At 33.0% G+C, this 21,109-nt stretch carries 21 protein-coding genes and 1 riboswitch; of the genes, 15 read left to right on the forward strand and 6 right to left on the reverse strand.

The window, feature by feature from the left end; genetic code table 11:
- The first annotated feature begins 155 nt into the window (after positions 1 to 155).
- Complete coding sequence (locus tag CD147_RS07575) at positions 156 to 536, forward strand: hypothetical protein (protein ID WP_103166808.1); 381 nt, start codon at positions 156 to 158, stop codon at positions 534 to 536.
- A 15-nt stretch (positions 537 to 551) separates the two neighbouring features.
- Positions 552 to 1,217 carry a hypothetical protein gene (locus tag CD147_RS07580; protein WP_103166809.1) on the forward strand — a complete coding sequence of 222 codons (666 nt, stop codon included), beginning with the start codon at positions 552 to 554 and terminating at the stop codon, positions 1,215 to 1,217.
- 130 nt (positions 1,218 to 1,347) lie between these two features.
- Here the strand turns inward: CD147_RS07580 and yjbH are convergent, their stop codons facing one another.
- The 3 genes from yjbH to CD147_RS07595 all read right to left on the reverse strand — a co-directional run bounded on the left by yjbH (position 1,348) and on the right by CD147_RS07595 (position 3,204).
- Positions 1,348 to 2,145, reverse strand: coding sequence for a protease adaptor protein YjbH (yjbH, locus tag CD147_RS07585; protein ID WP_103166810.1), 798 nt, complete (start codon positions 2,143 to 2,145; stop codon positions 1,348 to 1,350).
- A gap of 23 nt (positions 2,146 to 2,168) precedes the next feature.
- Positions 2,169 to 2,534 (reverse strand): truncated hemoglobin YjbI, encoded by a 366-nt coding sequence (locus CD147_RS07590; RefSeq protein ID WP_103166811.1) that lies wholly within the window; start codon positions 2,532 to 2,534, stop codon positions 2,169 to 2,171.
- Between the two features lie 88 nt (positions 2,535 to 2,622).
- The gene (locus tag CD147_RS07595; RefSeq protein ID WP_103166812.1) at positions 2,623 to 3,204 is read right to left on the reverse strand and encodes a CYTH domain-containing protein; all 582 of its coding nucleotides are present in this window, start codon (positions 3,202 to 3,204) and stop codon (positions 2,623 to 2,625) included.
- A gap of 253 nt (positions 3,205 to 3,457) precedes the next feature.
- Here CD147_RS07595 and CD147_RS07600 point away from each other — a divergent pair, with 253 nt between their 5' ends.
- From CD147_RS07600 to fabI, 7 genes are all read left to right on the forward strand, one after another.
- Positions 3,458 to 3,805 (forward strand): UPF0738 family protein, encoded by a 348-nt coding sequence (locus tag CD147_RS07600; RefSeq protein ID WP_103166813.1) that lies wholly within the window; start codon positions 3,458 to 3,460, stop codon positions 3,803 to 3,805.
- A 16-nt stretch (positions 3,806 to 3,821) separates the two neighbouring features.
- Complete coding sequence (gene yjbM / locus CD147_RS07605) at positions 3,822 to 4,451, forward strand: GTP diphosphokinase (protein WP_103166814.1); 630 nt, start codon at positions 3,822 to 3,824, stop codon at positions 4,449 to 4,451.
- A 13-nt stretch (positions 4,452 to 4,464) separates the two neighbouring features.
- A complete protein-coding gene (locus CD147_RS07610; RefSeq protein ID WP_103166815.1) occupies positions 4,465 to 5,274 on the forward strand; it encodes an NAD kinase in 810 nt (269 codons plus the stop codon).
- Positions 5,271 to 6,134 carry an RluA family pseudouridine synthase gene (locus CD147_RS07615; protein WP_103166816.1) on the forward strand — a complete coding sequence of 288 codons (864 nt, stop codon included), beginning with the start codon at positions 5,271 to 5,273 and terminating at the stop codon, positions 6,132 to 6,134. The genes CD147_RS07610 and CD147_RS07615 overlap by 4 nt, the downstream gene beginning before the upstream one ends.
- 24 nt (positions 6,135 to 6,158) lie before the next feature.
- Positions 6,159 to 7,547 carry a magnesium transporter gene (mgtE, locus tag CD147_RS07620; RefSeq protein WP_103166817.1) on the forward strand — a complete coding sequence of 463 codons (1,389 nt, stop codon included), beginning with the start codon at positions 6,159 to 6,161 and terminating at the stop codon, positions 7,545 to 7,547.
- A gap of 9 nt (positions 7,548 to 7,556) precedes the next feature.
- A complete protein-coding gene (locus CD147_RS07625) occupies positions 7,557 to 9,401 on the forward strand; it encodes a monovalent cation:proton antiporter family protein (RefSeq protein WP_103166818.1) in 1,845 nt (614 codons plus the stop codon).
- A 176-nt stretch (positions 9,402 to 9,577) separates the two neighbouring features.
- Positions 9,578 to 10,348, forward strand: a complete 771-nt coding sequence (gene fabI / locus CD147_RS07630) for an enoyl-ACP reductase FabI (RefSeq protein WP_103166819.1) — start codon at positions 9,578 to 9,580, stop codon at positions 10,346 to 10,348.
- 160 nt (positions 10,349 to 10,508) lie between these two features.
- Here fabI and cozEa read toward each other — a convergent pair whose 3' ends face one another.
- Complete coding sequence (gene cozEa / locus CD147_RS07635) at positions 10,509 to 11,594, reverse strand: lipoteichoic acid biosynthesis protein CozEa (RefSeq protein ID WP_103166820.1); 1,086 nt, start codon at positions 11,592 to 11,594, stop codon at positions 10,509 to 10,511.
- A 178-nt stretch (positions 11,595 to 11,772) separates the two neighbouring features.
- On the opposite strand from cozEa, the gene CD147_RS07640 reads away from it, so the two are divergent.
- A complete protein-coding gene (locus CD147_RS07640) occupies positions 11,773 to 12,534 on the forward strand; it encodes an esterase family protein (protein WP_103166821.1) in 762 nt (253 codons plus the stop codon).
- 222 nt (positions 12,535 to 12,756) lie between these two features.
- The gene (locus CD147_RS07645) at positions 12,757 to 13,266 is read left to right on the forward strand and encodes a YjcG family protein (RefSeq protein ID WP_103166822.1); all 510 of its coding nucleotides are present in this window, start codon (positions 12,757 to 12,759) and stop codon (positions 13,264 to 13,266) included.
- Between the two features lie 346 nt (positions 13,267 to 13,612).
- Here CD147_RS07645 and ltaA read toward each other — a convergent pair whose 3' ends face one another.
- A complete protein-coding gene (gene ltaA, locus CD147_RS07650; protein ID WP_167409756.1) occupies positions 13,613 to 14,812 on the reverse strand; it encodes a lipoteichoic acid biosynthesis MFS flippase LtaA in 1,200 nt (399 codons plus the stop codon).
- On the reverse strand, positions 14,790 to 15,965 hold the full coding sequence (locus tag CD147_RS07655) for a diglucosyl diacylglycerol synthase (protein WP_103166823.1): 1,176 nt from the start codon (positions 15,963 to 15,965) through the stop codon (positions 14,790 to 14,792). Before CD147_RS07655 ends, ltaA begins: the two co-directional genes overlap by 23 nt.
- A gap of 391 nt (positions 15,966 to 16,356) precedes the next feature.
- On the opposite strand from CD147_RS07655, the gene CD147_RS07660 reads away from it, so the two are divergent.
- From CD147_RS07660 to CD147_RS07675, 4 genes are all read left to right on the forward strand, one after another.
- Positions 16,357 to 17,841 carry a UDP-N-acetylmuramoyl-L-alanyl-D-glutamate--L-lysine ligase gene (locus CD147_RS07660; RefSeq protein WP_103166824.1) on the forward strand — a complete coding sequence of 495 codons (1,485 nt, stop codon included), beginning with the start codon at positions 16,357 to 16,359 and terminating at the stop codon, positions 17,839 to 17,841.
- Positions 17,834 to 18,088 carry a YueH family protein gene (locus CD147_RS07665; protein WP_233642825.1) on the forward strand — a complete coding sequence of 85 codons (255 nt, stop codon included), beginning with the start codon at positions 17,834 to 17,836 and terminating at the stop codon, positions 18,086 to 18,088. Before CD147_RS07660 ends, CD147_RS07665 begins: the two co-directional genes overlap by 8 nt.
- Positions 18,085 to 19,647, forward strand: a complete 1,563-nt coding sequence (locus tag CD147_RS07670) for a peptide chain release factor 3 (RefSeq protein ID WP_103166826.1) — start codon at positions 18,085 to 18,087, stop codon at positions 19,645 to 19,647. Before CD147_RS07665 ends, CD147_RS07670 begins: the two co-directional genes overlap by 4 nt.
- A 128-nt stretch (positions 19,648 to 19,775) precedes the next feature.
- Positions 19,776 to 19,880: riboswitch (yybP-ykoY riboswitch) on the forward strand.
- Positions 19,881 to 19,950: 70 nt separating this feature from the next.
- Positions 19,951 to 20,745 (forward strand): TerC family protein, encoded by a 795-nt coding sequence (locus tag CD147_RS07675; RefSeq protein WP_103166827.1) that lies wholly within the window; start codon positions 19,951 to 19,953, stop codon positions 20,743 to 20,745.
- The last annotated feature ends 364 nt before the right edge of the window (positions 20,746 to 21,109 follow it).

Here is a 21,109-nt window from a genome sequence, read left to right on the forward strand (position 1 = left end):
AGCTTTCTTGGATGACATTACCTTAATAACTCACTAATTTAGTCATATTCATCATAAATCTATATTCTTTCTTGAAAATAATTTTTTTAATATAAAAGTTTGTTATTATAAAAATAGTACGACAATAAATTATTTTAATTTAAAGGAGAATAGTAATGAAAAAAATAGTTTTATTAGGGACTATTATTTGTTTGTCTTTAATTATGGTTGCATGTGGTAATTCTGGAAAACAAAAAGAGCCTTCTGAAGAAAGTAAGTCGGCAAATAAATATGAATATATTTATTATGAAGTTTTAAATGATGGCGATTCTGATACGCCTAATGTTGAAATTAAATACAAAGATAAAAAGGATAAAATGCATGTTGAACGTACAAGTTTAGATAAAGTATATGAACATATTTTAAATGATGGGAATGAAAAGCCATACATAGTTAAAGATGGAAAAAAAGTGCATATATATAGACCACCATATATGACATATGGTGAGGATGAAGTTGAGGGAGAAGCGGTGTCGAAAGAAAAGGTTACTAAATAGGGTGGTGAGTATCTAATGAAATCATTCATAATAAAGTTTAGTGGAGCGTTAGTAATTAGCTTGTTATTATCTTTTGGAGTGATGGTCCATCAATTAGATGCAGCGACTTCTAGTGGTGGATCGTCGAGTAGCTCGTCTTCTTCAAGTTCTAGTTCCTCATCAAGTAGCTCATCGTCAGCAGCTAGAAGCTCTACATCATCAAGCTCTTCTATGAGTCGTTCAAGTGCGGCCAATGCTTCACGTTCAGCTAGACAATCTAGTCAACGCGCAGCTGAACAAGCTGCCAAAACCAATGAAATGATGTCAAAGTCTAAACTTTCTTCAACACAACGTACACAATCTGCTAGTAAAATGAATAGTAGCACTCAATCATTACTAAGCCCTAGAAGAAAGTACAATTCAACTTCATCATCGGCAGCGCAATTTTTATCTACTGGTTTTTATAATAATTGGCTATTTTATTATGCTATTTTGAATCAAGGTCAGAATAATAAACACAATAGTGTTAATTATCAACTTAATATGTTGAAACAACAAATGAAGCATAACGAAGAATTATATACAGTAACGATTAAGACAAAACAAGGTAAGAGAGTAATCGTTCTACCTAAAAAAGAATATGACAAAATACAAAAAGGTGACAAGGTGAAAATCAAGAACGGTGTCGTTCAATCATCTTAATAGATAAACATTAAATTAAGACATTAATAAACAGAGGCTATGAAAAATCTATTCTCATAGCTAGATTTAGTATATTGATTACAACAAAGAGCCAACCAGTACAATCACGTACTGGTTGGCTCTTTATAGTTTATATTTTAGGCATTTTAGATTGCCAAAAATTTCCTTCTGGATATTGAAGCTTTTCGATTTTTTGTTGTAATACTAACTTTTTAAGTTCTTTATTAAGTAACTTTTCAGGCCATTCATAGATTGTTAAAAGTTCTTCCATAGTTACTAATTGTTTCTTTTGAATATATTTTTCTAGTTTAGGCGGAAGATTCTTTTCGATTGGTGTGCCCATTAACTCATTAATAATATAAGTATAAATGTGGTAAGGGTATAACCCTTCAACCTTTAAGCCTTCCTCGTGGACATCTTCACTGAAGAAGACGAGAGAAGGGGATTGTTCAATTTCCATTTCGCGTGCAATATGCAAATCTATTTTTAAACTCTCCGTTAATTTACTTTTTTGTAGATCATCTTTGAATACATCATAGTCTAAACCAGCATTTTTAATACAATCGCAAATCATATTTTCCGTCACTATATCTCTTTTTGGGATAATTTCATTTTGCATTAAATGTATAAAGCGTTCTGCTCTAAGCCTTCCTTGTAGTTCTGCCGCTTTATAGGCTAAAGCAATGTTGTCAAAGTCTGATGTACTTTGAGCTTGGCATTTTGTTAGAACTTTTAAAGAAGGGTTTAGAATATGTCTAATGCGAATGTATTGATTATATTCAATTCTCAATTTCGAGATAATCGCTGACAACTTAAAACAATCTGTATTAAAGGGATCGAAAAATGAATAAATTTCAATTTTATTTACAGGTGACAGATTAACATCTTCACGACTTTTATTGTCTATAATTTTCAGTTCTTCAGCCATGTTTTACTCACCTTCAATTATATTTAGGAAATTACCATATGGTTTGCAGTTAGACGCAATCTTTCATATAAATAATCTCCAACACCAGCAGGGAATTGCGCTTCAGTTATAGCTATATGCATATTCTCTAACCATGCATCTCGTTCGTAAGGTGTTATTTTAAATTCCATATGTCTCTTTTTTAATATTGGATGCCCATGTTCTTGTGTGTATAGATTTGGTCCCCCAAGAAATTGAGTTAGAAACTGTTTCTGCTTTCTACTCGTTTCAGCAAAATCTCCAGGAAATAAATGATTGATGCGGTCGTCTTTTTCAACTAGTGAATAGAAGTGGTCAATCATGTTATATAGGGCTGTTTCACCTATTACTTCGTATGGCGTTTTAGACATAATATCACCAATTTCCATTAATATATATCTAATATAACATGAATTTTTACATTTAAAAGTAAAATGACTTTTAGCGATGTAAAGCGAATTATTTAGAAATTAAAGACTTATAATCAAAGAAACGTTGAACTTTATTTTTGGGCGTTTCGTGCTTAAGTTGAAATTTCTCAAGTAAGCGTTCGAATTTTTCTAAGCCTTGATCGTAATTTTGCACTTCAAATTCTAATTCATAGTCAGTTTTATCGAAGTATTCGCTTTTATCGAGTACTAGTAATTCATTTTTGTAATTAGTTTCCATACGAATTGTTGTTAACGCTCCAAGTATGTTTAACTCCTTATCTTCAACGCCATAGCTATCTAAAATATATTTAATATCTGATGGTAAATTAGCTTTTGAGATAGTTGTACCTACTTTAGGCACTACATTTACCATATGATTATATTCGGTTAAACCAACCTTTGCAGGAACTTTTAATGTCATTTCATAAGTTTCGTTTTTTACACGTATTCTTAACGCTGATTTATGATTACGTAATTTAAAATCAGGCGTATCAATATAATAATTAGTTTGTGAAAAAGGTTCTTCACCTTCGAAATAAGTAGTTTTAATCTTTTCATAAGTATGTACATCTAATAATTGTTTAAATTCAATTTCATTATTTGTAGCCATCGTTTCACCTCAACGCCTAAGATTCATAAGTGTTGTATTAATTATGACGGAGATTTTCAAAAAATAAAAGTAATAAACTAGTCAGTAAATAAAAATCTGAGTAAGACGATATAAATTAAGTTAAAAGTTGATTGTATAGAGAGCAAAAGTTAATATTTTTTAGGTAAAACAATACGAGTTAAAGTGCAATTCAGACGTGTGTTACAAGGATAAATTATGTTAAACTAATAGGGAATAATAAGGAGGAACAAGCATGCGTATTTATGTAAATGAAATTAAAATTAAAGACGATGGCATTTATTGCTACTCAGAGGATCCAACAGATGGATTAGAAGAAGTAGGGCAAATGCTTGTTGACAGTGATAATTATGGCTTTGCCTACTTACTAGATGATGGACAATCCTATTCTTATTTGATTTTTGTTCAAGAAACGTGGTCGATGTTACATGAGAATAGAGGCAAAAAGATCATCGTTAATGATGAGTTAGAGTTAGAGCATTTCCAAGAAGAGTTAGATTATATCCTGGAAAACGTTGAAGGAAATAATAACTATGGTAAGGAGTTTGTTTCAACTGTTGAAGAAATTTTCGAACTAAAGTGAAGCGGAGTGAAACACTATGAATCAGTGGGATCAATTTTTAACACCGTATAAACAAGCCGTTGATGAATTAAAGGTAAAGCTAAAAGGTTTGCGTAAGCAATATGAAGTTGGAGAACATGCCTCGCCCATTGAATTTGTTACTGGCCGTGTAAAACCAATTACAAGCATTATTGATAAAGCAAATAAAAGGGGAATACCCTTTGATCGACTGCGAGAAGAGATGTATGACATCGCTGGTTTAAGAATGATGTGTCAGTTCGTAGATGATATTGATGTAGTTGTGACGATGTTACGTCAACGTCAAGACTTTAAAGTAGTGGAAGAACGAGATTATATTAGTAATACGAAGCAAAGTGGATATCGTTCATATCATGTGATTATTGAATATCCAATTGAAACGTTAAATGGTCAAAAGTCGATTTTAGCAGAAATTCAAATTCGTACATTAGCGATGAATTTTTGGGCAACTATTGAACATACATTAAGATATAAATATGATGGGGATTATCCTGCTGAAATTCAGCATCGTCTAGAACGAGCTGCAGAAGCGGCGTATTTATTAGATGAAGAAATGTCTGAGATTAAAGAAGAAATTCAAGAAGCACAAAAATATTATTCCCAAAAACGAGCGAAAAAACATGACTAATGAGGTGTAGACGATGCGTTATACTATCTTGTCTAAAGGTGATTCAAAGTCGAATGCGTTAAAACATAAGATGATTAATCACATGAAAGACTTTCATATGGTTGAGGATGCTGAAAATCCTGAAATTGTAATATCTGTAGGTGGGGATGGAACGTTATTACAAGCTTTCCATCAATATAGTCATATGTTATCGCAAGTGGCTTTTGTGGGGATACATACAGGTCATTTAGGATTTTATGCAGATTGGTTACCTCATGAGGTTGAAAAGTTAATCATTGAAATCAATAACTCTGAATTCCAGGTGATTGAATATCCATTATTAGAAATTATTGTCAGATATAATAACAATGGCTATGAAACACGATATTTAGCTTTAAATGAAGCAACAATGAAAACTGAGAACGGTTCAACGTTAGTTGTGGATGTGGGTATCAGAGGTAAACACTTTGAACGTTTTAGAGGAGATGGGTTATGCATCTCTACGCCATCAGGTTCAACGGCGTATAATAAAGCCTTGGGTGGCGCATTGATTCATCCTTCGCTTGAAGCGATGCAAATAGCTGAAATAGCATCTATTAATAATAGAGTGTTTAGAACGGTAGGGTCGCCCCTTGTGTTACCTAAACATCATACATGTTTAATTACGCCAGTTAATCATGATACGATTCGCACGACGATTGACCACGTCAGTCTTAAACATAAAAATGTTAATGCTATACAATTTAGAGTGGCAAATGAGAAAGTGCGTTTTGCTAGATTTAGACCTTTCCCATTTTGGAAGAGGGTACACGACTCATTTATCGAAAGTGACGACGAACGATGAAATTTGTATATTCTATTCATCAAGAAGAAATGCTTAAGTTATTCTTACAACGTCATAACTACTCTAAGAAAACAGTTAGCGCCATTAAACGTAATGGCGCTTTAATTATTAATGAGAAGCCAGTTACAGTACGGAAGGTAATGTATCCAGGCGATCAATTAACTATCTCTCTACCACAAGAAGAGCCTAGTACTTACCTTATTCCTTCAGATAAGAAAATTGAAATTTTATATGAGGATGCATATTTAATTGTGGTTTCAAAGCCGAGTCAATTAAATAGCACACCTTCACGAGAACATCCACATGATAGTTTAATAGAACGTGTATTACATTATTTGAATGAAAGTCATATTTCAAATGAGACAGTAGTTCCACATATTGTGACACGGTTAGATCGCAATACGAGAGGGGTAGTTATTTTCTCCAAGCATGGGCATATTCATCATTTAATGTCTACATTAGAGATAGACAAACGCTATATGTGTGTATGCTTTGGTCGGACTCAAGAAGAAGGTACGATTGAAGCACCGATTGCTAGAGAAGACCATAGTATTATTACTCGCAAAGTTGCTAGCTCGGGAAAATATGCGAAAACAGGCTATAAAACAGTGAAAGCTAATCAGAATGCTAGTTTATGTGAAGTGAAATTATATACTGGGAGAACGCATCAAATACGCGTACATTTTAGTTATATTGGCCACGCCTTAGTAGGAGATGACTTATATCAAGGGTATCATCCTAGAATACATACGCAATCTTTACAATGTTATAAAGTGAGATTTAAACATCCCATATATAATAGAGAAATTGAAATAACGATGGATTATAAACAACTCGAAGCTATATACAACCAATTATAAAACTTAGATTTGGAGGTGCTTGAGATGCCGTCACTAGAAACAGAAAATAATGATACAAATACTCATGAGGTATACAATCAAAGCTTATTAGATGACTTCTTGGCTAAAGGTGATATTGATCAGTTTAGAGAAGAATTTTTAGAAATGCATGAGTATGAACAAAGTGAGTATTTCGAGGATACTACAGATGACAATAAACAAAAGATATTTGAATTTTTATCACCTGAAGAAGTAGGGGAATTCTTTGAACAATTAGAAATCGATGACGATGAATACGAAGGATTATTTGATACAATGAATGCACATTATGCAAGTAAAGTTTTAGAAGGCATGTCCTCCGATAATGCAGTAGACATTTTAAATGAATTATCAAAATCAAAAGTAGCGAGTTTACTGACATTAATGAATCGAGAAGATGCTAATGAAATAAAAGACTTACTACATTATGAAGAAGATACTGCCGGTGGTATTATGACTACCGAATATATCTCGCTAGACGTAGCGACACCGGTTAAAGAAGCGTTGATGTTAGTTAAAGAACAAGCGCCTGACGCTGAAACCATCTATGCTATCTTTGCTACAAATTCAGATGGTCAACTTGTGGGCGTTCTGTCACTAAGAGATTTAATTGTTGCTGAAAACGATGCCTATATAGAGGACGTTATGAGCGAACGTGTTATTAGTGTTAATGTAGCAGATGACCAAGAAGATGTAGCACAAAAAATGAGAGATTATGACTTTATTGCTATGCCAGTTGTAGACTACCAACAACATCTATTAGGTATCATAACAATTGATGATATCTTAGACGTTATGGATGAAGAGGCAAGCGAGGATTACTCTCGTTTAGCCGGGGTCTCAGATATTGACTCTACTAACGATTCTGTGGTAAAAACAGCTACAAAACGTCTACCATGGTTGATTATTTTAACATTTTTAGGAATGATAACAGCGACGATATTAGGTATCTTTGAAGCGACACTATCAAAAGTGGCGTTGTTAGCTGCATTTATTCCTATTATTAGTGGGATGTCAGGTAATTCAGGAACACAGTCACTAGCCGTTTCAGTACGTAATATTTCTACTGGTGAAATTGATGAACAAAGTAAATTTAAAGTCGCGCTTAGAGAAGCGGGTAGTGGTTTATTATCAGGGTTAGTATGTGCTACAGTACTGTTCATCATTATTGTAGTTATTTATCGGCAACCGTTTCTCGCGCTTATTGTAGGTGGTAGTTTAACGATTGCTATGACGGTAGGTACACTAGTCGGTTCAATGATTCCACTATTTATGAATAAAATAAATATCGATCCAGCCGTTGCTAGTGGCCCGTTTATCACGACTATCAATGATATCGTAAGTATGTTAATTTATTTCGGATTAGCAACAACATTTATGACATATTTAACATAGGGGGCCAAAATGGAATTCTTTTCTCTAGTAATCGTAGTTGTCGCAGCTTTTTTAACACCGATTATTATTAATCGATTAAACATTACATTTTTACCAGTTGTAGTGGCCGAAATTTTGATGGGGATTCTTATAGGACAGTCCTTTTTAAATCTTGTGGAAAAAGATAGCATGTTAAACATTCTTTCTACACTTGGATTTATCTTTTTAATGTTTTTAAGTGGTCTTGAAATCGATTTTAGTACGTTTAAAAAAGATACACGTCGACGTCAAGGTCAGAGTAAACATGAGCAAGATTTACCAAGTCATCTTAATTTAGCATTAATCGTCTTTGTTTTAATTATGGTTATTTCAATAATATTCGCTTTTGCATTTAAATGGTTAGGGTTAGTGGATAACGTCTTGCTAATGGTAATTATTATTTCTACAATTTCGTTAGGGGTAGTAGTGCCAACGCTTAAAGAGATGAATATTATGCGTACAACAATTGGACAGTTTATCCTTCTTGTTGCTGTTCTAGCAGATTTGGTAACGATGGTGCTATTAACTATTTATGGCGGAATTAATGGACATAGTGGTAATTCCGTATGGTTATCCGCCATTCTATTAGTCTTTACAGGGATATTCTATGTCCTTGGTGTATTATTTAAACGTATGAAATTTTTACAACGTTTAATAGGCGGGACTACTCAAATAGGTATAAGAGCTATCTTTGCGCTAATTATTCTATTAGTAGCACTTGCTGAAGGTGTAGGCGCTGAATATATTTTAGGTGCTTTTTTAGCTGGTGTAGTTGTGTCACTACTAAAACCAGACGAGGAATTAATACATACGCTTGATTCATTCGGTTATGGTTTCTTTATTCCAATTTTCTTTATTATGGTAGGGGTAGATTTAAATATTCCTTCATTAATTAAAGAACCATCGCTATTAATTATTATTCCAATCTTGATTTTAGCGTTTATTATTTCAAAATTAGTACCAGTACTATTGATAAGACGTTGGTTTGACACTAAAACTACCATCGCTTCAGCGTTCTTGTTAACGTCTACGTTATCATTGGTCATTGCTGCAGCTAAAATTGCAGAACAATTAAAGGCCATTTCAGCTGAGATGTCAGGTATTTTTATTTTAAGTGCGATTATTACATGTGTGTTTGTACCAATCATTTTCAAAAAAATGTTTCCAATTCCAGATGAAGCTAATCGCAAAATAGATATTGCTTTAATTGGTAAAAACCAACTTACTATCCCTATCGTGCAGAATCTTACTTCTCACTTGTATAATGTAACGCTCTATTATCGTAAAGATTTATCTGATAATCGTAATTTGTCAGACAACATTACGGTAGTGGAAATTCCAGATTATGAGGAAAGCTTGCTAGAACGATTAGGACTCTTTAACCAAGATATTGTAGTATGTTCTACTAATGATGATAGTTTAAACAGTAAAGTAGCGAAGTTAGCAAAAGAACATGAAGTGAATCGAGTGATTTGTCGACTTGAAAATAGTAATGAAGACGACAAAATGAAATTTGATGGCATAGAGGTGTTCAGTGACTTTATTAGTAATAAAATCTTCTTAAAAGGATTGATTGAAACACCTAATATGTTAAATATCTTAAGTAATGTGGAAACGTCATTATACGAAATTGAAATGTTGAACTATAAATATGAAAACATACAATTACGTAATTTCCCATTTGGTGGAGATGTTATCTTTGTGCGTATTATTAGAAATAACGAATCAATCGTACCTCACGGGGACACACAACTTAGATATAAAGATCGTTTGATTGTAACTGGATCAAAAGAGTATGTAGACGAATTAAAATCAGAACTTGAATTTTATTATTAAACATGAGTAAAAGTCGAGTAGTAGAAAACAAAGAATCATCATGTTGCTAGATATTAATATTACTTTATAAATCTTTCGCAACAATGGTAAAATAAATACATTAGATTAATCTTTATTGTCGGGGACAATAAGTTTAAGATATTAAAGAAAAGAATCACTATAAGGAGATATGTCGCATGTTAAATCTTGAAAACAAAACCTTCGTTATTATGGGTATTGCTAATAAACGTAGTATCGGTTTCGGCGTTGCTAAAGTATTAGACCAATTAGGTGCGAAGTTAGTATTTACTTACCGTAAAGATCGTAGCCGTAAAGAATTGGAGAAATTATTAGATCAATTAAATCAAAATGATCCTAAATTATATCAAATTGATGTTCAAAAAGATGAGGATGTTATCAATGGCTTCGCTAAAATTGGTGAAGAAGTAGGAAATATTGATGGCGTTTACCATTCTATCGCTTTTGCTAATATTGAAGATTTACGTGGTCGTTTCTCAGAAACTTCACGTGAAGGTTTCTTATTAGCTCAAGACATTAGCTCATATTCATTAACAATTGTGGCTCATGAAGCTAAAAAAATCATGCCAAATGGCGGCAGCATTGTTGCTACAACATATTTAGGTGGCGAATTCGCCGTTCAAAACTACAATGTAATGGGTGTAGCTAAAGCCAGTCTAGAAGCTAACGTTAAGTACTTAGCTTATGATTTAGGTCCAGACAATATTCGTGTCAATGCGATTTCTGCTGGCCCAATTCGTACACTAAGTGCAAAAGGTGTAGGTGGCTTCAATACAATTCTTAAAGAGATTGAAGAACGCGCACCATTAAGACGTAATGTAGACCAAGAAGAAGTAGGTAAAACTGCAGCATACTTATTAAGTGACTTCTCAAGTGGTGTAACTGGCGAAAATATCCACGTTGACGGTGGTTTCCACGCTATTAAATAATTAAAAACTTAAAGGATTATATTTATTATTCTAAATTAAAGGCACAAAGATGATTTCAAATAGAAATCATCTTTGTGCCTTTTTAAGAATGCGATTGGGACATCGATTAGCGATCTTCCAAAATAAAAACTATTAACATCTAAGTTTTAATAGAATATTATCAATTTTTAACATCGCTATTTGCTTTATCAATTATACGTTGACGATATTTAAAGACATTGCTTGCAATGGTTTTAAGAACTGCATATAACGGTACAGCGACTAAGATAAGCGTAAAGCCGCCTAAATCTCCAGCAGCTAAGATAACTACGATAATAGTAAGTGGGTGGATACTTAAAGATTTACCCATAACATTTGGTGTAATCACGTTACCTTCAAGTTGTTGTGCGATTAATGTGACAACACAGACCCAAATAAACGTTGATGGGCCATCAATGATACCAAGAATAGCGGCAGGAGCGAATGATAACCAAGGACCTAAGAATGGAATCAAATTGGCTACCCCAGCAAATAGTACTAATAATGGCGTATAAGGTAAACCGATAATAGTATATCCGATATATAAGATAACACCTAGAATCACACTAACTGTGACTTGCCCTTGAATATACGATTTTAAAGTGAAGTTTAAATCTTTTAATAAATCAACTACAAAAACTTTACGTTCACCTTTAAAAAATTTAGCAATTGCTGGAATAAATTTTTCATGATCTTTTAACATATAAATTAAAAAGAAAGGCACCATAATTAATAAGAAAATCGTAGAAATTAATGATGTAATATAAGTAATTGAATTTGCTAAAATACCAGTCAAACTATCGCCGAATGATTTGACAGTTGAATTAATGCGGTTAGTGACATCGCTTGGTAATTTATCCATTTGTGTTAATGAAAAGTTTACTATACGTTCTGCTTCACGTTGTAATGACGGTGTTGCTTTAATTAAACTATTGACGTTTGAAATAATAATTGGTGCGATAAATGCTACCACAATAGCAATAATTGCTGCTAAACCTATAAAGATTGTGGTAATACTAGCCCAACGTGGGAAACCCCATTTTTCTAAAATAGTTTGGAATGGCAAGCAGATATAAAATAAAAATCCACTAATTAAAAATGGAAGAAGCACTGAGGCAATAATTGTTGCAATAGGTGCAAAGACACTTTGCACTTCCATAAATAATTTTATTAGTACAAACAGGATGATCAATGCAATGCCCGTTCGAAACCATAATTTGTTAAGCATAAGCTTATGTCCTCCTAAGATAATCAATTGTTCATTATTTTATAAGTATATATCAAATAAGATATGTTAAAAAGTAAAAGTTTACTTACTAAAGTGATATTTGATGTTATTAGAACATTTAAAAGTCGTCTTTAACTTGATACAATTAGATTATTATTAATAGGGGGGCCTCATCCAAATGTCGAATTTTAAAGTGGGTAAAATTAATAAACATATTTTACATAGTCAAATTTTAGAAAGAGATGTCACGCTATCTATTTATCTGCCAGAAGACTATTCTGACCTATTTAAGTATCAAGTAATCATTTGTTTTGATGGATTAGACTTTTTACGTTTCGGTAGAATTCAACGTGAATATGAACGTTTAAGAAGAAATGATGAAATTCAACGTGCTATTATTATTGGTTTTCATTATGAAGACGTAGATAAACGAAGAGAAGAGTTTCATCCTCAAGGAAGTCGCTCACAAAAAACGATTCAAGCAGTAGGTAAAGAATTACTTCGATTTATTGATAACACCTTCCCAACCTACAAAGTAGGCAACGCGCGTATTTTAATAGGAGATAGTTTAGCAGGAAGTATTGCATTTCTAACAGCACTCACATACCCCACTATCTTTAGCCAAGTTGCAATGCTTAGTCCACATTCTGACGATACTGTACTTGAAAGATTAAATCATTGCTTACAGTATAGAGAATTGACCATTTGGCATGCCATTGGGAAAGAGGAAGAAGATTTTAAACTACCGACAACTGGTGAACCTGCTAATTTCTTAACACCTAACAGAGCGCTTGCAGATTTAATTCAACAAAAAGATATGACGTATAGTTATCAAGAATTTGATGGCGGACATAATTGGAAGTCTTGGAAACCATTATTATCAGATATTTTAAGATACTTTTTAAGCGGGGAAATCTCGACTCCTAATAATGAAGGTTAATGTATTACTAATTTTAGTTGAAAAGGGTATATATAAGTAATATACGAATGTGAAGAGGTAGGGACATCGTATTTTGGTTTCTAAAGCACAAATTATGAATGTTTCAGTCTCTGTATTATTCGTTTAATAATTGTAAACCTTTTCAAAAAAATCAACGAACCAATAACGTAAAATTTAGAATTTTGCTATAATGGTAGTATGTTAAACAAAGGAGGAATTTCAATGAATATAGGATTAGCATTAATTCCATCAAAATCATTCCAAGACGAAGTGAATGGATATCGTAAACGCTATGATACTGAATATGCGCGTATCATGCCACATATTACGATTAAATCTCATTTCGAAATTAATGATGATGAGTTAGATTCAGTAAAACAAGAAATTGAGAAACGTTTAGAAGGCGTTGAACCTGTAGAAGTCCATGCTACAAAAGCTTCAAGCTTTAAACCTATAAACAATGTGATTTATTTTAAAGTGGCTAAAACTGATGATTTAGAACAACTTTTCAATAAATTCAACACTGATGATTTCTATGGTAAAGCTGAACATCCTTTTGTACCACACTTCACAATTGCTCAAGGTTTAACAAGCCAAGAATTTGAAGATATTTATGGTCAAGTGGAATTAGCAGGGGTAGATCATAAAGAAAAAATCGAAGAATTATCATTATTACGTTATGAAGAAGGCGAAGACAAATGGAAAGTCATTGATACTTTCAACTTAGCGTAAAGTTTAATTATATGACATAAAAGAAGCGTCTGGGACATAAATCCCAAAACAATAGCGTAGAGGTGGTTCATGTTTGAATCACCTCTACGCTTCTCTTTTTAGCAATACTTCGTATTGTTTGGCGAAGCTTTCCCAGGGAGATGGGTCGAGCCACGGTCTCGACGCTCATCCTATTCCCTCGGGAGTCTCGCCAACAATACTACATCATATACGTTTAATTTTTTTAAATTTTTACAGTAGTTGTCTAAAACGAAGATACATCCAATCTGTACTTTCTTCATTTCTAATCGAGGGAACGACGAAATCTTAGAAATTTCATTAGCTTTCTGTCGCTGCACGCTTTAATTTATGAAGAATGTTTTGTCTTTTTATTATTTTTTATAAAATATAAGCCGTAGAAAATGGCTAATACTAAAAAGATAAATGCTGAAAAGTAGAAAGTATTATTCAAGCCATTTGTTAGTTGGGCTATGAGTCCACCAAATAGTGGGCCTATCATAGAGCCAAAACCTTGAACGCTATTAAATACGCCCCAAGTTTCTTCTTGTTCAACAGGATTAATTTGTCCAGCCATAAACGTATTCCAAGCAGGTAATAAAATACCATACATTAGACCGATAAATACTGCGATGCCCCATACAACAAAAATATTAGTTACAAGAGATAGAGCAAAAATGAAAGCAGTAAACAGGATGAAACCGACAAAGATGATACCGTACATAAAGCCTGTACTATTTTTATCGATAATCTTAGATAAAAATAGCATTGAAACTGCACAACCTAATCCGCCAATAGCAATGGCTACCGTATATTCAATCGTACTTACGCCAACAACTTTAGTAGCGTATGTAGGCAATATCGGCAGTAATGCTGAGATAGAAGCCCCTTGTAATAAAATACCAGGGAATAACACTATATGACGTTTCATAACTTCGACGATTTGTCCAAGTTGCTCGCTCACAGGTTTAGTATTGTAGTTTGTTAATTTAATGTCGACGAAGTAATACAATACCCAAGCAATTACAACGACTAGTGACATCATAAAAGCAAAATGTGTAGGATGTAATTTAACTAGCACATTCATAAATGCCCAGCCGACGAGTAAACCTAATAACCATGCAAAATAGACATATCCCATTTGCTTACCACGTTGGTCTTCTTCGACACTTGATAACATAATAACCCAAATAGGGCTAACCGCAATTCCTAACATAATTGCACTTAATATAATCACTATAGCATTTGCAGGGAACCAAATAACTAGAAATAAACTGATAAATGCTAGTAAAAATCCAAGTGTTAACACTAACTTTGTACCGAATTTTTTTAATAAGAATCCGATGACAAAATTTGTAGCTGCATCAGAGATAAAGTGTATAGATAATGCTGCAGAGGTAACTGCTACTGCTATCGAAGTTACAGTTGGTAGATAGTTAATATAACTTAGAACATACATACCTCTTGCAAACTCCATTAAGAATAGAATAACCAACATTATCTTGAAGTTTTTACTAATTCCTTTACTATTTAACGAAGAACTTGGCATATAATGGAACCTTTCCGTAAATTTCCTGTTGTTGTGAAGAACTATCCAGGATATTTAATAAATCGGTACATAATCGGTAGGTTGAATAATCAACTTTTTCCTCTGACATTTTATTAGACATTGCTTTTAGTTTATCTTCATGATTAGTTAAATCAGTAACAATTTCAATTGCCTCTTCTGGTGTATCTGCAATTTTGCCATAAGCTTTATCTTGGAAATAAAGTGCATTTTCAAGTTCTTGGCCTGGTGCAGGATTTAAGAAAATCATTGGAATGCTTCGTGTTAAACCTTCAGAAATAGTAATGCCACCTGGTTTAGTAATCATTAATTGACATGATGCCATCCATTCATTCATATGTTGTGTATAACCTAAGATCAATACATTATCATATGACTTAAATTGCATTTCTAAGCTTTGTTTTAATGATTTACTTCGTCCACAAATCATAACGATTTGAGAGTGTGGACTTTTCTCAAGAATTGTCTTAATCATATAGTCAAAGCCTTTAGACACCCCAAATGCACCAGCTGCCATTAAAATTGTAGGTTTATCAGGGTCTAAATGGTGTTGAGCTAACCAGGCTTTATCATCAATATCCGCTTCGAACTTATCTGCAATAGGGATACCTGTCACTTTAATATCAGAAGCAGGCACGCCTGCATCCACAAAATCAGCTTTAGTATCTTCTGTCGCTACATAATATCTATGAGAATTAGGTGTAATCCAGTTCTTTTGTAAACGATAGTCTGTCATTACTGTAGCAATAGGGATACGAATATTGAATTGTTCAGTTAAAACCGACATAACCGGTGTAGGGAATGTTAGTAAGATTAAGTCCGGCTTTTCCTTTAATAGTAAATTGATTAGTTTATTCAAACCATAATATTTATAAAAACATTTGTCTAAATCATCAGGACGACTATAGTAAAAATTTTTATACATATTTCTAAAGTATTTAAAGCTATTGATATACCATTTTTTACATATAGAAGTTAAGATTGGATGTGCTTCCATAAATAAGTCATGCTCAATAACTGATAAATGAGTTAAATTCATTTCATTAAGTTGGTTAACAACGCTTTGCGTTACCTGTAAATGGCCATTACCAAATGAGCCGGTAATAATCAATATCTTTTTATTTTGAGTAACCATTAATAGTCACCCTCCATTAATTTAAATTTAATATATATAAAATAACGTCGTTTAAGTTTAATATTTACAAAGTATATATAACTTCTATTAAACCCATTCATTTCATTTATAGTGCATTATAGCATAATAATAACGATTACTTCATCTTTATATATCTATCCTAGCATTAAAGATAAAAAAAGTATCGGCAAATTAATAGATATAAATAAAATTTTAAAAAATTTAACTCCAAATTAATAAATAAAAAATGAACATATACGTTAAGAAAAATATCGATCGTAAAGCATCATTAAAATAGGAACTTAAATTAAAATAATTTGATAAGAATAAATTTATCAACAACTTTAAAACGTGTATAATAGACTTATTGTAAATAAAGGAGCGATACATTTTGAATGCGAATGAGTTGTTCGAAAAAATACGAGTTAAACAAGTTATAGGAACGTTAGATCTAAATGTTACTGATATCACTACAGATTCACGTACAGCAAGTGAAGGAAGTATATTCGTCGCATCAAAAGGTTATACCGTAGATAGCCATAAATTTTGTCAAAACGTTGTTGATCGAGGCGCTAAAATTGTAGTAGTTAACCATAAACAAGACTTAAGTGAAGATGTTACCCAAGTTATTGTCCCTGATACATTAAGAGTAGCTAGCTTATTAGCACATACGCTATTCGATTATCCAAGCCAACAATTAACTACATTTGGAATCACAGGGACTAATGGTAAAACTTCAATTGCGACTATGATTCATTTGATTTTCAGAGGTTTAGGAAAAGGCAGTGCATACTTGGGCACAAATGGCTTTCAAATTAATGAACAAAAGACTAAAGGTGCCAATACAACACCAGAAACAGTCTCTTTAACAAAGAAAATTAAACAAGCCGTTGACGAAAACGCTGAAGCTATGACGATGGAAGTATCGAGTCATGGCTTATCATTAGGACGTTTACGAGGCGTAGAATTTGATGTAGCCGTTTTTTCAAACCTTACACAAGATCATTTAGACTTTCACGGTACTATGGAAGCGTATGGTCATGCGAAATCACTATTATTTAGTCAATTAGGGGAAGATTTATCTAAAGAAAAGTATGTAGTGTTAAATAATGACGATGATTTCTCAAAATATTTAGCATCGGTTACCCCATATGAAATTTTTAGTTATGGAATCGATAATGATGCTCAATTTATGGCTAAAAATATTAAAGAATCTCTACAAGGTGTTGATTTTGATTTTGATACACCATTTGGTACATATCGCATTAAATCACCATATGTCGGTAAATTCAATATTTCTAATATTATGGCTGCGATAATTGCTGTATGGAGTAAAGGAACGCCAATGCAAGATATTATAGAAGTGGTTAAATCTCTTGAACCTGTCGAAGGACGATTAGAAGTATTAGATCCTAGTTTGCCGATTGATTTAATTATTGACTATGCGCATACAGCTGATGGTATGAATAAACTCATAGATGCGGTTAAACCATTTGTGAAACAAAAACTTATCTTCTTAGTAGGTATGGCTGGAGAACGTGATTTAACTAAAACGCCAGAAATGGGTGCAGTAGCATGTAGAGCTGATTATGTTATCTTTACTCCTGATAACCCAGCAAATGACGATCCTAAAATGTTAACAGCGGAACTAGCGAAAGGTGCGACACATAATAATTATGTAGAATTTGAAGATCGTGCAGAAGGTATTAGACATGCGATTGATATTGCTGAACCTGGAGATACAGTTGTGTTAGCTTCTAAAGGTCGAGAGCCATATCAAATTATGCCTGGCCATGTTAAAGTGCCACATAGAGACGATTTAATAGGATTAGAAGCAGCTTATAAAAAATTTGGTGGCGAGCACATTGATGATTAAACAACTTTCAACACAAAATGAAGTTGTAAACGTTTATTTATATAAAAACACAAATATTAATTATCTTATGTTAGCTATCCCAGACATATTTTGGTCTTTAGAAGTTTCATTAGATATGAATTTAAATGAAATAGAAGAAGAATTAGTCATGCATATATTTAATTTTAAAGATGAAGAGGAAGCAACACGTATTGCTTCTATATTAATAAACTGGATAGCAGAGTATTTAAAGGAGACAAATAAATGAGTTTAAAAGAAGAAGTTGAATCAAGAAAGACATTTGCCATCATCTCCCACCCAGATGCTGGTAAAACGACCTTAACTGAAAAACTACTATATTTTAGTGGTGCAATTCGTGAAGCGGGTACTGTTAAAGGTAAAAAGACAGGGAAGTTTGCGACAAGTGACTGGATGAAAGTAGAACAAGAACGTGGTATCTCAGTGACAAGTTCTGTGATGCAATTTGACTATGATGATTATAAAATTAATATCTTAGATACACCAGGACATGAAGACTTTTCAGAAGATACGTATCGTACGTTGATGGCCGTGGATAGTGCTGTAATGGTTATAGACTGTGCTAAAGGTATCGAACCTCAAACGTTAAAACTATTTAAAGTATGTAAAATGCGTGGTATCCCTATCTTCACGTTTATAAATAAATTAGACCGTGTAGGTAAAGAGCCTTTCGAATTATTAGATGAAATTGAAGAAACATTAAATATTGAAACATATCCAATGAATTGGCCAATTGGAATGGGTCAAAATTTCTTTGGAATTATTGACCGTCATACAAAATCAATCGAACCATTTAGAGATGAAGAGAATGTTTTACATTTAAATGATGAGTATGAATTAGAAGAAAGTCATTCGATTAGTAACGACAGTGCATTTGAACAAGCTATCGAAGAGTTTATGTTAGTTGAAGAAGCGGGAGAGCAATTTGATAATGAAGCATTGTTAAATGGCGAACTGACTCCAGTATTCTTTGGTTCCGCTTTAGCTAACTTTGGTGTACAAAACTTCTTAAATGCTTATGTGGATCATGCGCCTATGCCAAATGCACGTCAAACAAATGAAGAAGTAGAAGTAAGTCCATTTGATGAAGAGTTTTCTGGGTTTATCTTTAAAATTCAAGCGAATATGGATCCTAAACACCGTGATAGAATTGCTTTCATGCGTGTCGTAAGTGGAGCGTTTGAACGTGGTATGGATGTAACATTACAACGTACCAACAAAAAACAAAAGATTACACGTTCGACTTCCTTTATGGCGGATGACAAAGAAACTGTTAACCATGCTGTAGCTGGTGATATTATTGGTTTATACGATACAGGTAATTATCAAATTGGAGATACACTTGTTGGTGGAAAACAAAAATTTAATTTCCAAGATTTACCACAGTTCACACCAGAAATTTTCATGAAAGTATCTGCTAAAAACGTTATGAAACAAAAACACTTCCATAAAGGTATTGAGCAACTCGTGCAAGAAGGGGCAATTCAATATTATAAAACCCTGCATACGAATCAAATTATCTTGGGTGCTGTGGGTCAGTTACAATTTGAAGTGTTCGAGCATCGTATGAAGAATGAATATAATGTCGATGTAGTTATGGAACAGGTAGGTAGAAAAATAGCACGTTGGATTGAAAATGAAGATGATATTCAAGATAAAATGAATACTTCTCGTTCAATCTTAGTAAAAGATAGATATGATAACTTTGTCTTCCTATTTGAAAATGAGTTCGCTACACGTTGGTTTGAAGAGAAATTCCCAGAAATTAAATTATTTAGCTTATTATAAGAATAACTTTGTATAGAGCGGGTAATAATCAATATACTTTTAAGATTTTAATAAGTTAATAATTAATAATTGTGTATTCGGACTGACTTTGGTTATAATACACATAACAAATGAATACCTATGACAACATACATGTCAGAGGGGAGTAACTTGAGAACCATAAGAAGACATGGTTTAGCACTTTATCGTCATTACGAAGTTTTATCTTCCGGTAAAGTGGGCAATTAATTGCTAAGTGAGACCTTTGCTATTATTTAGCATAGGTCTCTTTATTTGTATTAAAATAAAAAGGAGCTGTCCACATTGGATCCGAGTTTAATTTTACCGTATTTATGGGTAATTTTAGTGCTAGTCTTTTTAGAAGGTTTATTAGCAGCTGATAATGCTGTCGTAATGGCTGTAATGGTTAAGCACTTACCACCCGAACAACGTAAGAAAGCATTATTTTATGGCCTATTAGGTGCGTTTGTATTCCGTTTTCTTGCTTTATTCCTAATCAGTATTATCGTTAACTTCTGGTTTATTCAAGCACTAGGTGCCGCATATTTAATCTTTATGTCTATAAAAAATCTTTGGAATTTCTTCCATCAAAAAGGTGAAGAACACCCCGAAGGAGACGACCATCACTTTGATGAATCTGGTAAAGAGAAAAAAGTTAGTCCCATGCAATTCTGGGGCACTGTATTTAAAGTAGAATTTGCTGACATTGCTTTTGCTATTGATTCAATGTTAGCTGCTATGGCTATCGCCGTGACATTACCTGAAGTGGGTATCCACTTTGGCGGTATGGATTTAGGACAATTTAGTGTAATGTTTATCGGTGGTATGATTGGCGTTATACTTATGCGTTTCGCTGCCACATGGTTTGTTAACTTACTTAATAAATACCCTGGCTTAGAAGGTGCTGCTTTTGCCATTGTAGGCTGGGTAGGTATTAAATTGGTAGTAATCGTACTTGCTCATAAGGATATCGGCGTTTTACCAGAAGAATTCCCACATAGTACATTATGGCAAGCCATTTTCTGGACTGTAATGATTCTATTAGTTGTTATTGGTTGGTTAACATCAGTACGTAATAATAAAAAGAAAAATAAATAATTTAGTATTATCTTTAGAGCTTGAGACATTTTTTATTAATGTTTTGAGCTCTATTTTTGTTAATAGAAGTGGTATAAACTAGGTTTTAACTTACACCATATTCTTTTTGTTGAATTTTGCTAGGAGAGACTAGAATACTTAGAGAAAATTAGATGGATATGCCATCCTATCTATATTTTATAAGAGAATTTTAGAAATACATCATCAATTCATTGCTAATTTATACTATTGGTATTAAACTTTAATTAATGTATAAATGGCTTGAGAATAAAAAATACATAGTTACATATAAGTATATTGCTTAAATTTCGCCATAATATAATATACGTTATGAGTTAAATGTTAGGAGTGAGCATCTTTGGAT

It is taken from the genome of Staphylococcus devriesei (assembly GCF_002902625.1).
Taxonomy (GTDB): domain Bacteria; phylum Bacillota; class Bacilli; order Staphylococcales; family Staphylococcaceae; genus Staphylococcus; species Staphylococcus devriesei.